Annotated in this window: 14 protein-coding genes; 9 read left to right on the plus strand and 5 right to left on the minus strand. The window is 63.4% G+C overall.

What is annotated here, in order from left to right:
- Window positions 1-153 precede the first annotated feature (153 nt).
- From QPK29_RS12250 to QPK29_RS12265, 4 genes are all read left to right on the plus strand, one after another.
- Complete coding sequence (locus tag QPK29_RS12250; RefSeq protein ID WP_371768437.1) at window positions 154-1350, plus strand: multidrug effflux MFS transporter; 1197 nt, start codon at window positions 154-156, stop codon at window positions 1348-1350.
- An 81-nt stretch (window positions 1351-1431) separates the two neighbouring features.
- Window positions 1432-2169 (plus strand): hypothetical protein, encoded by a 738-nt coding sequence (locus QPK29_RS12255; RefSeq protein ID WP_371768420.1) that lies wholly within the window; start codon window positions 1432-1434, stop codon window positions 2167-2169.
- Between the two features lie 93 nt (window positions 2170-2262).
- Window positions 2263-2676 carry a nuclear transport factor 2 family protein gene (locus tag QPK29_RS12260; RefSeq protein WP_371768438.1) on the plus strand — a complete coding sequence of 138 codons (414 nt, stop codon included), beginning with the start codon at window positions 2263-2265 and terminating at the stop codon, window positions 2674-2676.
- A gap of 140 nt (window positions 2677-2816) precedes the next feature.
- Window positions 2817-3221, plus strand: a complete 405-nt coding sequence (locus tag QPK29_RS12265; RefSeq protein WP_371768421.1) for a hypothetical protein — start codon at window positions 2817-2819, stop codon at window positions 3219-3221.
- A 45-nt stretch (window positions 3222-3266) separates the two neighbouring features.
- Here QPK29_RS12265 and smpB read toward each other — a convergent pair whose 3' ends face one another.
- Complete coding sequence (gene smpB, locus QPK29_RS12270) at window positions 3267-3716, minus strand: SsrA-binding protein SmpB (protein ID WP_036228601.1); 450 nt, start codon at window positions 3714-3716, stop codon at window positions 3267-3269.
- A 101-nt stretch (window positions 3717-3817) separates the two neighbouring features.
- On the opposite strand from smpB, the gene QPK29_RS12275 reads away from it, so the two are divergent.
- A complete protein-coding gene (locus QPK29_RS12275; RefSeq protein WP_056135187.1) occupies window positions 3818-4249 on the plus strand; it encodes a type II toxin-antitoxin system RatA family toxin in 432 nt (143 codons plus the stop codon).
- Window positions 4242-4541, plus strand: a complete 300-nt coding sequence (locus tag QPK29_RS12280) for an RnfH family protein (protein ID WP_056135185.1) — start codon at window positions 4242-4244, stop codon at window positions 4539-4541. The genes QPK29_RS12275 and QPK29_RS12280 overlap by 8 nt, the downstream gene beginning before the upstream one ends.
- A gap of 4 nt (window positions 4542-4545) precedes the next feature.
- Here QPK29_RS12280 and QPK29_RS12285 read toward each other — a convergent pair whose 3' ends face one another.
- Window positions 4546-5013, minus strand: coding sequence for a DUF4124 domain-containing protein (locus QPK29_RS12285; protein WP_371768422.1), 468 nt, complete (start codon window positions 5011-5013; stop codon window positions 4546-4548).
- 133 nt (window positions 5014-5146) lie between these two features.
- On the opposite strand from QPK29_RS12285, the gene guaB reads away from it, so the two are divergent.
- From guaB to QPK29_RS12305, 3 genes are all read left to right on the plus strand, one after another.
- Window positions 5147-6607 carry an IMP dehydrogenase gene (gene guaB / locus QPK29_RS12290; protein WP_056135180.1) on the plus strand — a complete coding sequence of 487 codons (1461 nt, stop codon included), beginning with the start codon at window positions 5147-5149 and terminating at the stop codon, window positions 6605-6607.
- A gap of 52 nt (window positions 6608-6659) precedes the next feature.
- Window positions 6660-8270 carry a glutamine-hydrolyzing GMP synthase gene (gene guaA, locus QPK29_RS12295; RefSeq protein WP_371768423.1) on the plus strand — a complete coding sequence of 537 codons (1611 nt, stop codon included), beginning with the start codon at window positions 6660-6662 and terminating at the stop codon, window positions 8268-8270.
- Between the two features lie 396 nt (window positions 8271-8666).
- Entirely contained in the window at window positions 8667-8828 is a 162-nt protein-coding gene (locus tag QPK29_RS12305; protein ID WP_371768439.1) for a site-specific integrase, read from the plus strand.
- Window positions 8829-8905: 77 nt separating this feature from the next.
- Here QPK29_RS12305 and QPK29_RS12310 read toward each other — a convergent pair whose 3' ends face one another.
- The 3 genes from QPK29_RS12310 to QPK29_RS12320 all read right to left on the minus strand — a co-directional run.
- A complete protein-coding gene (locus tag QPK29_RS12310; protein WP_371768424.1) occupies window positions 8906-9490 on the minus strand; it encodes a PEP-CTERM sorting domain-containing protein in 585 nt (194 codons plus the stop codon).
- Window positions 9491-9509: 19 nt separating this feature from the next.
- A complete protein-coding gene (locus QPK29_RS12315) occupies window positions 9510-12011 on the minus strand; it encodes a cellulose binding domain-containing protein (protein ID WP_371768425.1) in 2502 nt (833 codons plus the stop codon).
- 409 nt (window positions 12012-12420) lie between these two features.
- The coding region (locus tag QPK29_RS12320) for a helix-turn-helix domain-containing protein (RefSeq protein WP_400189762.1) at window positions 12421-12838 on the minus strand (418 nt) is incomplete at its 5' end.

Here is a 12838-nt window from a genome sequence, read left to right on the forward strand (position 1 = left end):
CAGGCGGCACTGGCTGCGCCTGCGTGCCCTCGGTGTTCCGGCGCGCCGCCTCGTGAACGGCGGCGCGCTGCACGGTTGATGTAAATCCCGCTACAATTTCGTCCTTCGGACGCTCGCATCCTGCAGAGCCGATGTTTTATTCAAGGCATGCATATGCAAAGACTCCTCACCGTCATCCTCGCCTGCCTCGGCATGGTCGGCGCCCTCGCCATCGACACCTATCTGCCGTCGATTCCCGCCATCGGCCGGGCATTCGACGTCGGCCCCGTGGCCGTGCAGCAGACGCTGTCGGTCTTTCTCTTCATGTTCGCGTTCATGATGCTGTTCTACGGGACGCTGTCCGATTCGTTCGGCCGCCGTCCCGTGATCATGGTCGCGCTGACGGTCTACACGCTGGCCTCCGCGGGCGCCGCGCTCGCGCCCACGTTCGGCTGGCTGCTGCTGTTCCGCGCGCTGCAGGGCATGTCGGCGGGCGCCGGCTCCGTCATCGGCCAGGCCATCGTGCAGGACCGCTTCACGGGCGCCGAGGCCCAGCGCATCATGTCGCACATCATGATGGTGTTCGGCCTCGCGCCCGCGATCGCGCCGGTGCTGGGCGGCTGGCTGCACGTGACATTCGGCTGGCGCGCGACCTTCGTGTTCCTCGCGCTGTTCGGCACCGTCATGCTGCTCGCGACCTGGAAGCTGCTGCCCGAGAGCCTGCCGCGCGAGAAGCGCCACGCGTTCCACGGCGTGGCCATCGCGCGCAACTACCTGAAGGTGCTGGGGCATCCGCAATTCGTGCTGCTGTCGCTGTCCGTGGGCCTCGCGTTCGGCGGGCTGTCGCTGTACATCGGCTCCGCCGCCAACTTCGTGATGGAGATCCTGCACCTGCCCGAGACGGCGTTCGCGTGGATGTTCATCCCGCTGATCAGCGGCATGGTGATCGGCTCCGCGTGGGGCGGCAAGCGCGCCGCGCGCATCCCGGCGCCGCGCATGCGCGCCATCGGCTTCGGCACGATGCTCCTCGCGTGCGTGCTGAACGTCGGCTACACGGCGGCCGCCGGCGGCACGGTGACGATCCCGTGGGCCGTGCTGCCGCTGATGGTCTACACGTTCGGTCTCGCCGTCGCGATGCCCGCGATCCAGGTGAGTGCGCTCGGACTGTTCCCCGACAACCGCGGCCTCGCGTCGTCGATGCTGGCGTTCATCCAGATGATGTCGTTCGCGCTCGTGTCCGGCCTCGTCGCGCCGCTGCTGTTCGACAGCGCCTTCAAGCTCGCGTGCGGCGTGGCGGTGGGGCTCGTGGCCAGCTTCTGCGCGTGCCGGCTGGGCAATGCGATGGCGCGGGAGCGCGTGGCGGCGGCCTGACGAACGTTACCAATTAGTAAGTGGCCAGGCGGGATCATCACGGCAATAATCCCTCATTCGACTTGGTGGAATGAGGGAACGATGCAGCGAACGATATTGGCGGGTCTGGTTGCGGCGACGCTGTTGAGCGCCTGCGGGGGCGGAGGAAGTAGCAGCGGCGCCGCGGCGCAGGCGGCGGCAACGGTCACTTACCGTTTCGTGCCGCCGAAAGCGGGCGCACATCTCGTCTATGCCGACCAGCTGGCCGACACCCTGGACAACACGTTGAACCGCACGGCGGACGACGACGTCACGGCGGTCGATGCCGATGGCACGTTCGCCGTGCACGAAGAAGATCCATCGCACAACCGCGTCGTGTCCGGCGCGGTCGACCAGACCCTGTACCCGACGGACTTCCAGTACGACGCGGCCGGGCAGGTGGCCGCGATGACGATCGATAACGGCCCGGCCGTCACGCACTGCACGTACCAGGGCAACCAGGGAGCACCGGCAACGCTGGCCGTCGGCGCCGGCTGGGCCACGCGATACACCGAGACCTGCAACGGCGGCACCGGTGTGACTTACACCCAGAGCGGCACGCTGTCCGGCATCGAGACGATCACGATCGCCGCGGGCACCTTCAGCGCCTACAAGTTCGTGTCGACGACGACCTGGACCGTCAACGGCATCACGCGGACGGAAAGCGCCACGCGTTGGCGCGATGCGTCCGGCGGCGACACGCGCACCCTCAAGATGGTGCGGGCAATCGCCTACAGCGGCGGTACGCCGGCCGCGGGCTCGCTGGTGACGGGATCGCGGGAATTGCAGAGTTATCGGTAAAGCCCTGCGCGGGCGCGGAACGGATCAGCATCGGTGCTGTCCAACGGTTGTCATGCACCGGCATGGTCGCCGAAAGGAGCATCCAATGCGTGTCTGCGCACGCCAGACGCTTGCGTCCAGGGTCTTTGGACTCGGCATCCCAACCGCGATCTGTTCGACCGCTGGAACGCATCGCTCAAGACGGGCGATCCGCACCAGGTCGTTGCCAATTACGCTGAACGTTCGATCCTGTTGCCGACCGTGTCGAACGGGCCGCGCCTGACGCCGGCCGACAAGGAAGACTACTTCAGGCACTTCCTGGAGAGCCGGCCGTCCGGCGTCATCGACCTGCGCTTCGTCGACATCGCCTGCGACACGGCGGTGGACGCCGGCCTGTACACGTTCACGTTCGGCGCGACGGGGCAGGTGGTTCATGCCCGCTACACGTTCACGTATCGGTGGGAAGGCGGGAAATGGCTGATCACGAGCCACCATTCGTCGGCCATGCCGGAGGCAACGCCGCACTGAAGAGCGCCTGGCAAACCCTCGTACCTGCTCCGATATCGACGACATGATGGCCTTTCAAGGCCGTGATCGCAGGCCAGGACACCGTCAGGAACGCGGATTACCGGCGCCTGTCTAATTCGGGTCAATCACTGGAGGACGTCATGATGCTCGAAAAACGGGGTGTGTTCGTCTTGTCGCTCGCAATGATGGGTGTTGCAAACGCACAGACAGAATCAGGTACGCAATCCGAGCCGGCTCAGTCCGAACCGGCCCAGTCTGGATCACCGGATTCCGATTCAGCCCAGTCTGGATCCAGCGACTCCGGATCGACCCAGTCCGGATCGAAAATCGACATTTTTCCAAAGGATGAAAGAACCTACTCTCAGCAGGAACAGGACCGGAACCAAAGAGAAGCGCAAAAAGGGTATGAGGCGCAGAAGCGTGAGGAGCAGAACGAAATCATGCGGGACAAGTCGCACGACCGCCGCTTGAAGACCGACGACGATACATCGATCGGGGTAGACGCGACGCCAGAGCCGAACGTCAATATCAGGCGGACCTACTAATGCACGCACGCGTGGGCCTGGCGCCGGCGCCACGCGGCGCCAGCCTCAGCGGCGATGCTGCTTCATCGCCTTCTCGACCTCGCGCTTGGCGTCGCGGTCTTTCTCCGTGTCGCGCTTGTCGTGCTGTTTCTTGCCCTTGGCGAGGCCGACTTCGCATTTCACACGGCCGCCCTTGAAGTGCAGGTTGAGCGGGACGAGGGTGTAGCCGGACCGCTCGACCTTGCCGACCAGCTTGTCGATCTCGGCCTTGTGCAGCAACAGCTTGCGCGTGCGCAGGGCTTCCGGATGGCTCCAGGCGGAGGCGGTCGTGAGGGCGCTGATGTGCGCGCCGAACAGGTACAGTTCGCCGTTGCGCACGACGACGTACGCTTCCTTGATCTGCACGCGGCCGTCGCGGATCGCCTTCACTTCCCACCCTTCCAGTACGAGGCCGGCCTCGTAGCGGTCCTCGATGAAGTAGTCGAAAAAGGCTTTTTTATTGTCAATAATACTCATGAAATCGCTAATTTCCGCGCGTCGGTTAAACTACCGTCGTCGCGCTTCTGAAATGTCGAGCGCGACGCAACGTAACCAACATCATAACAAACGGTTGACCAATGGCAGTAGTGCACAAATCAGTTTTCCTCGGGTACAGCGCGGAACAGATGTTCGATCTGGTCGCAAAAGTCGAGGACTATCCGAAATTCCTTCCCTGGTGTAGCGGCGTCAAAGTGCTCGAACACAGCGACGAGAAGCTGGTGGCCTGCCTGCAAATCAACTTCCACGGGGTCAAGCAGAGCTTCACCACATCGAATCACAACCAGCGTCCGGGCCAGATGAAGATGCATCTCGTCGACGGCCCTTTCAAGATGCTGGAGGCCACGTGGAGCTTCAAGCCCCTGCGCGCCGACGCCTGCAAGATCGACTTCGACATGCAGTACGAGTTCTCGAGCATTATCCTCGAACAGCTTGTCGGACCCGTGTTCGGCATGATCGCCAACACGATGGTCGATTCGTTCTGCAAGCGTGCCGAGGTGATCTATGGCTGAGCAGGCGGAATTGCAAGTCTACGTCATGTACGCGCTGCCGCAGAACGAGTTCATCCGGCCGCTGCGTGTCGCACCCGGCACGACGGTCGGGCAGGCGATCGAGCAGAGCGGCGTGCTGGCGGCGTTCCCGGATATCAATCTCGTGACTCAGCCGGTGGGCATCTACGGCAAGAAGAAGACGCTGGAGACCGCGCTGCGCGACCGTGACCGCGTGGAAATCTATCGCCCGCTCGTGGCCGACCCGAAGGATTCGCGGCGCAAGCGCGCGGCCAAGAAGCAGGCGGCTGCCTGACGCGTCAACGGCATCCGGCCAGCACGCGCCGGACCTGCACCAGCCGGCGCGCCTTTTCTTCGTCCGTCACGAAGACGCGCTCCCCCTTGTCGTCCATGTCCGCGATGCGCACGCCCGATGTCAGCACGACCTCGCTGCGGCGGGCCGCGGCGCATTGCGCGTCGTTGTCGGCCTTGCGCTGCGCGTCCTGCGTGGCCTTGCGCTCGTCCGCTTCGCGCTCGGCCGCACGCTTGCGGAAGTCGGCGTCGCGGTCGGCCAGGGTGGGGGCCGTGGGCCTGGTGGCCTCGGCTGGCGTGGCCTCGGTCGACGCCGCGCCGCGCGGCGTTTTCAGGATGCGCGACGGCGGCGTGCCGGGCGGCGGCGGGCGGTCCGAAAACACGCGGATGCCGTGGTCGTCGATCCAGGAGTACTGGGCGAGGGCGGGCGCGGACACGGCGACGGCCGCCAGCAGCAGGAGAGAGTAACGGTTCATGGTCCGATTTCGCCATGCCGGACGGCCACTGTCAATCGCCGGTTATGGGTGATTTCAGTCGTTTTTTGCCAAGCTTGCGACGTTTTCCTGGAGTTTCTGTATAATTCGCTTTTGCGCCTATAGGAAATAAACTATGCGTCTCCTCCAGAAAGCACTCACGTTCGATGACGTGCTGCTCGTCCCGGCCTACTCCAACGTCCTCCCGGCCAACACGTCACTGCGCACCAAGCTGACCCGGAATATCTCGCTGAACATTCCGCTGCTTTCCGCCGCCATGGACACCGTGACCGAAGCCCGCCTCGCGATCGCGATGGCCCAGGAAGGTGGTATCGGCATCATCCACAAGAACCTGCGACCGGCCGACCAGGCGCGCGAAGTGGCGCGTGTGAAGCGTTTCGAAGCCGGCGTGCTGCGCGACCCGATCACGATTCCGCCGACGATGAAGATCCGCGAAGTTCTGGCCCTGGCCCAGCAGCATGGCATCAGCGGGTTCCCGGTGGTGGAGGGCAAGCAGGTGGTCGGCATCATCACCAACCGTGACCTGCGTTTCGAAGAGGACCTGGACGCCGAGGCGCGCGCCAAGATGACCCCGCGCGACAAGCTCGTGTACGTCAAGGAAGACGCCGGCACGGACGAGGCCAAGCGCCTGATGAACAAGTTCCGCCTGGAACGCGTGCTGGTCGTCAACGACGAGTTCGAACTGCGCGGCCTCATCACCGTCAAGGACATCCTGAAGTCGCACGAACACCCGAACGCGTCGAAGGATGCGCAGGGCAAGCTGATCGTCGGCGCGGCCGTCGGCGTGGGCGACAAGGACAAGGAACGCGTGGACCTGCTGGTGAAAGCCGGCGTCGACGTGCTGGTGGTCGACACGGCGCACGGCCACTCGCAAGGCATCCTCGACCGCGTGAAATGGATCAAGACGACGTACCCGCACGTGGACGTCATCGGCGGCAACATCGCGACGGCCGCCGCCGCACGCGCGCTGGTGGAAGCGGGCGCCGATGCAGTGAAAGTCGGCATCGGCCCGGGCTCCATCTGCACGACGCGTATCGTGGCCGGCGTGGGCGTGCCGCAGATCACCGCGATCTCGAATGTGGCCGAAGCGCTGGCCGGCACGGGCGTGCCGTGCATCGCCGACGGCGGCATCCGCTACTCGGGCGACATCTCGAAGGCGCTGGCCGCCGGCGCGCACACCGTCATGATGGGTTCGATGTTCGCCGGCACGGAAGAAGCGCCGGGCGAAGTGATCCTGTACCAGGGCCGCAGCTACAAGGGCTACCGCGGCATGGGTTCGCTGGGCGCGATGGCCGAAGGTTCCGCCGACCGCTACTTCCAGGAAGCGTCGAGCAAGGCCGACAAGTTCGTGCCGGAAGGCATCGAAGGCCGCGTCGCCTACAAGGGCAGCGTGCTGGCGATCATCTACCAGCTGGTCGGCGGCGTGCGCCAGTCGATGGGCTACTGCGGTTGCGCGACGATCGAAGAACTGCGCGAGAAGGCGGAGTTCGTCGAGATCACGTCGGCCGGCATGCGTGAATCGCACGTGCACGACGTGCAGATCACCAAAGAAGCGCCGAACTACCGTACCGAATAAGTTCCTTCAACGCGGCCTGCGGGCCGCGTTTTTGCATACAACGTCAAATTACATGCACTCGAAAATCCTCATCCTCGACTTCGGTTCCCAGGTCACCCAACTGATCGCCCGCCGCGTGCGCGACGCCGGCGTGTTCTCCGAGGTCTATCCCTACGACATCGGCGACGATTTCGTCCGCAACTACGGCGCCTCGGGCGTGATCCTGTCCGGCAGCCACAACTCCACGCTGGAAGGCGATTCGCCGCGCGCCCCGCAGGCCGTGTTCGAACTGGGCGTGCCCGTGCTGGGCATCTGCTACGGCATGCAGACGATGGCCGCGCAACTGGGCGGCAAGGTCGAGAACGGCAAAGTCCGCGAATTCGGCTACGCCGAGGTGCGCGCCCGCGGCCATACGAAACTGCTGAACGGCATCAACGACTTCGTCACGGACGAAGGCCACGGCATGCTGAAGGTCTGGATGAGCCACGGCGACAAGGTCCTCGACATGCCGCAGGGCTTCAAGCTGATGGGTTCGACGCCGAGCTGCCCGATCGCCGCCATGGCCGACGAGGAGCGCGGCTTCTACGCGCTGCAATTCCACCCGGAGGTCACGCACACGACGCAGGGCGAAGCCATCATCGGCCGCTTCGTGCACGAGATCTGCGGCTGCAAGAGCGACTGGAACATGCCGGACTACATCAGCGAGGCCGTCGAGAAGATCCGCGCGCAAGTCGGCAGCGATGAAGTGATCCTGGGCCTGTCGGGCGGCGTCGACTCGAGCGTGGCCGCCGCGCTGATCCACCGCGCCATCGGCGACCAGCTGACCTGCGTCTTCGTCGACCACGGCCTGCTCCGCAAGGACGAGGGCAAGATGGTCATGGACATGTTCTCGAAGAACCTCGGCGTGAAGGTGCTGCGCATCGACGCATCCGACCAGTTCATGGGCCACCTGGCCGGCGTCAACGATCCGGAGCAGAAGCGCAAGATCATCGGCCGCGAATTCGTCGAAGTGTTCCAGGAACAGGCCAAGCAGCTGACGGCCGCGCGCTGGCTGGCGCAGGGCACGATCTACCCGGACGTGATCGAATCGGCCGGCAAGGGCAAGAAGGGCCAGACGATCAAGAGCCACCACAACGTGGGCGGCCTGCCGGAAACGCTGAACCTCAAGTTGCTGGAACCGCTGCGCGAACTGTTCAAGGATGAGGTGCGCAAGCTGGGCGTCGCCCTGGGCCTGCCGCACGACATGGTCTACCGTCACCCGTTCCCGGGCCCGGGCCTCGGTGTGCGTATTCTCGGCGAAGTGAAGCGCGAATTCGCCGACCTGCTGCGCGAAGCGGACGCGATCTTCATCGAAGAGCTGCGCAAGACCCCGTTCGAAGTGCCGCACGTGCCGGGCATCGACGCCGGCAAGGCGCCGACCAACTGGTACGAAGCGACGTCGCAGGCGTTCGCCGTGTTCCTGCCGGTGAAATCGGTGGGCGTGATGGGCGACGGCCGCACCTATGAATACGTCGTCGCGCTGCGTGCGGTGCAGACGCTGGACTTCATGACGGCACAGTGGGCGCATCTGCCGCATGAACTGCTCGGTAAAGTCTCCAATCGCATCATCAACGAGGTGCGGGGCATCAATCGCGTTGTGTACGATATTTCCGGGAAACCGCCGGCGACGATTGAGTGGGAATGATTTGATGTCTAGCAACTGCTGGCAGTGATAGACAGTAAACAAAACCTAAGCCCTTGATTTTTCGGGATTTTTTGTTATTTTATCTGGCACCTGTCTGGGAACGATTAGCATGGTTAAGCAATGTTTTTTCATGGCATTCTTAATGGTATGATCTCGCAACGATGCCATGATCGGCAGTCGATACCATGCGATGCGTACGGGTTCTGTCATGGTATCAGTTTTCTATAAAGGCTTTAAATTCAAGGCTTTATATGAAAATATGATGCGCTTTTCGATCATGGCATTTCTAGCCCTTGATGAACAGACGCCATGCTGACCGATACAAACTCCGCAATCTCAAACCACAGGACAAGCTTTACAAGGTGAACGACCGGGATGGCCTGTCTGCGGCGCGGCATGGCCACCAGCGCGCACCGCGCCGGCGCCTACTTCCGCGACATCAAGAAGCAAGGCGGCTGGCGCCATGACAGGACGACGCAAGGATATATCGAGGAGGCAAGCCGCTTTGAGGAGAATGCGGCCGGCAGTCTGCTGCGCACGCGGATCAAACCGGCCTAATTTATCTTAGCGCCCGATTTTTTCCGAATTCTGTGTGCTCCCCGAGCACAAGTGTGTGAAAGCCGGGATGCGCGATCTCAGAGTGAAGACCTGCGCCGGCCCGCTACCAGCGCCAGCAGGCCGATCCCCAGCATCAATTGGGTGCCGGGCTCGGGCACCGTCGCGGCGGCGGCGGCGGTGGTGAAGTCGTCCATCGCATACCAGCCGCTGTCGCTGGTAATGTTCAACAGCGCCACGTCGCTAAAGCCCGCGGACAGCCACGTGTAATCGTCGCCGATGGCGAAATTGCCGGTGCTGCCAATCAGGTGGTTGGCGGCGTCGTAGGCGCTGATATTGATCCAGCCAGCCTTCTCGCCAACGCCTGCCGGCGTGGCGAACCAGGCGCCGGCAAAGTTAAAGCCGGACGCGCTGCTGACGCTCATCAGGTTGTCGCCGAAGCCATTGACGGCGAAGTTCGAGCCGGAATGGGCGCCGTTGGCGTAGCCGTCGATGCTGGTGTCGCCGGCGAACCAGTCGGAGCTCCAGTTCAGGCCGGCGTACGGGTTCAGATCGCTCAAGCTGGCGAAGTCGCCGCCGGTGGCCACGTCCTCGAAACCGATCGGAGCGGCTTGGGCGGCGCCTGCCAGCACCAGGCTGGCGATGAATGTAAGAATTTTTTTCATGACAATACCTTTGGGATGATTATTTGCAGACGTCGCCGGTCACGACTGGCGTCGAGACGGGGTTCTCGGTCGACTCGTTGCCGAACACGAAGCCGACCGAGGCGGTCTGGCCCGGATAGATGTCGTGGTTCCAGTCGGTGGGAGTCGCGTTGAAGGTCGGCGTGGTGCCCGTGACGGTTCCGTTCCAGTAGTCGCCCACCGTAGACTTGTCGGCGTAGGTCCAGCTCACCGTCCAGCCGCGGATGACGTCCGTGCCCTTGTTGGTGATGTCCACTTCGGCGATGCCGCCGCCCCACCAATTGTTGGTCACGAGGTACTTGCATTCGGCCGGTTTGGGCGGCGCCACATACACTTGCGGCACCACCTCGACGTCGCCGGCCGGGTCGATCTTGCCGTAGGCGAGGCCGCGGCCATTGGTGCTCATGTAGACCGTGCCGTAGGTGTTCATATCGCCGGTGACCAAGCGGCCGGCGCCGCCATACTGGTGCGCATCGTCATTGACACGGACCCAGCTGACGCCCTTGTCGGTGGAACGCAGCAAGCCGCGCGCCGTCCCGACCGACCCCCACATATAGAGCGTCGGGTAGGAGGCATCCGGCGCCGCCTTGCCCAGGCCCACACCGCCGCAAGTAGCGACTCCCGCAAGCTGGGTGAAGGTGGCGCCCGAGTCGGTCGAGTGGTTCAGGCTCCTGCCCAGGCACACCCAGAGGTCGCCCTCGATGCCAGGGGTGGCGCGCAGGAAGGTCGAGCCGCCGCTGCCCAGCACGGCCTGGGCGCTGAACGAGACGCCGCCATCGGTGCTGACCATCACTTTGCCGGTGTCGCTGTCGTAGACATAGAATTTGGCCGGGTTGACGCCATCGGCGATCGGCCGCGCGTTGTTGACGGACAGGCCGGCTACTGCGGTCCAGCTGCCACCGGCATCGGTCGAGCGGTAGATGGTGGTCGAATTTTCCGGGCTATGCAGCAGCACGAAACCGTCGGCCGACAGGGCCACGTTGCCGCGCGAAGCCATCATCGACGGCGCCTTTTCCCAGCTGCCCCCCGTATTGGTCGAGGTGTACAGCTCGCTGCCCACCCGCGCCATCACGTTCGTGGCCAGTGGCGCTATCGCAAGACCGGTGGTCGAGCCCATCGACGGGGTGTGGCGCGGACCGTACTGGGATGGATCGTCCTGGATGAAACCGTCGTAGTCGCCAATGGCGGTTACCAGCGGTCCGCCCGGGATGCTTTCGGCGGCGTACACGCCGGTCTCTTCCATGCCGTGCACATCGAACTTCCAGACGCTATTGGGCGCGTCGATGTTGCTGCTCCTGTACACGCCGTTACCCGATATGACCCACGCGCTCTTCGTGTCGAACGGGTCGAACTCGATCGAGCCAGCCCAGTGGATCATCGATGAGTGGACCCAGTCGGCGCCATTGGCGTCGATCGTGATGCCGCCGCCGTCCATCAAGTCGGTCCAGCTGCGGCCTGCGTCGAGCGAAGTGTAGATGCGGTCGCCATACGTGTAGCTAGGCTGCGTGGACTGGGTCCAATAGGTGTTCGCGCTGGAGGCGATCAGGTGTTTCGGATTGGCCGGGTCGACGCTGATGCCGCCGAACGGATGGGTCCTGTTAGCCGGCGTGACATTGGTCCAGGCGCCGCCGATGGTGTTGTACTCCCAGATCGCGCCGGTGTTCATCGGCTCGCTTACGGACTGCGGGTGTGGCCCGGCGCCGTTAGCGTAGGTCAGGTACAGGCGGCCCTTGTTGGTGATGGCCGCGCGCTGGGGCATCAGGCCGCCCGGCGCGCCGGCGACCGGGGCGAAGGTGACGCCGCCGTCCTTGCTGAGATACAGGTTCGGTCCCACCGAGCCGTAACGCGACACGCCGACATAGATGCGCTTGGCCACGCCCTGGCTGACGCTTGCCGGGTCGAGCAGCACGAAGCTGATGCCGTTGCCGTTGTCCGTCTCGGTCACATTCAAGCCATCGACATGGGTCCAGGTGGTGCCCGAATCGACGCTCTTGAACAGGCCGTTGTGGCGGGTGCCGACGAACAGCACATTGCTCGAACCCGGGTCGACCTGCAGGCGCTCGCCGTTCGAGCGGCCCATGCCGTTGCCGTGGGTCTTGAACTGCGCCGTCACGTCGGTCACCGTGAAAGTCTTGCCGTAATCGGTCGAGCGCAGGATCGCCGTCTTGCCGCTGCTGGCGTAATCGGTGCCGGCCAGCATGTACACGATGGCCGCGTTGCGCGGGTCGATCGCCAGCGATTCCACGCCCATCAGGCCGTTGTCGCTTTCGGAGATCCAGTCCGTCAATGCCACCCAGCGGCCGTTCCGGCTGTCGTAGCGGTAGGCGCCGCCCACATCGGTGCGTGCGTACACCACACCGCGTTCGCTCTTGCTGGCCACGATGCCCGAGACGAAACCGCCTCCGCCCATCGCGACGTTGTCCCAGTGATAATTCTCAGCCGTGGCGCCGAACGACATCAGCAAGCCCGCCGCCAAGCAGACCGTCATTTTCTTCAATTGCATATACATCTCCCTTGTTGTTATTCTCAAACTCACAATCCGCCGCCATCGGCGGCGCACAAGTCCGAATCGATGATTGCGCGGGCACGGACCACCCCACCTCATCGAGGTGGTCCGAACATCGCGCCGAAGGTGGGGGCGGCCCGCTCCCTGGGCCGCCCCGCCGCTCCCTGGAACTGGTAGCGGAGCGAGGCGCGGTAGCCGCTCTGCTTGCGAGGCTTCTTTCGCGGGCAGAGCGGCGGCACATATATGAAATACAATTCAGTGCGCTTTTTTCGGTGCGTTTTCTCGACGACGGACGTCGACCGACAGCCCGAGCATACGTAGAGGCGCCAAGAGAATCTAACGATAGAGGCGAAACCTATATAAAACTGTAGAAATTGCGATTGGTACTGTCAGGAGTGCACGAGGGTCAGGGCGGCGAGTGCGCGGCTGGCTTCGCCGGGAAATCCAAGGCGGGCACTGATTGTTGCGCCGAAATCGATCGAAACAATTTCGGGGTGCAGCCATATTCTTCTTTGAACAGCTTATTGAAGCAGGAAGCATTGGCATAACCAACGGAATACGCAATCTCCAAGATCGCGGCGCCGCTATTTTCGGACAATAAGCGGGCCGCTTCCGTCAGCCGCAATTTATCCTGGATTCCTCTGTTGGCTGGGCGCCAGCGTGGCCGTGACGAAGGTCGGAGGCCTATCTGCGTCAAGAATTTTGTTGACGATGTGACGTACCAATGCCTGCCAGCGCTGGGCGGAGTATAGTGGACCCCGAATTTGAGACGGTGGTTTAAGCTGTCGTCCGCGAAAGGATGACAGCGAATGAGTGAAGGTAAA

The organism is Massilia orientalis (genome assembly GCF_030411975.2).
GTDB lineage: Bacteria > Pseudomonadota > Gammaproteobacteria > Burkholderiales > Burkholderiaceae_D > Telluria > Telluria orientalis.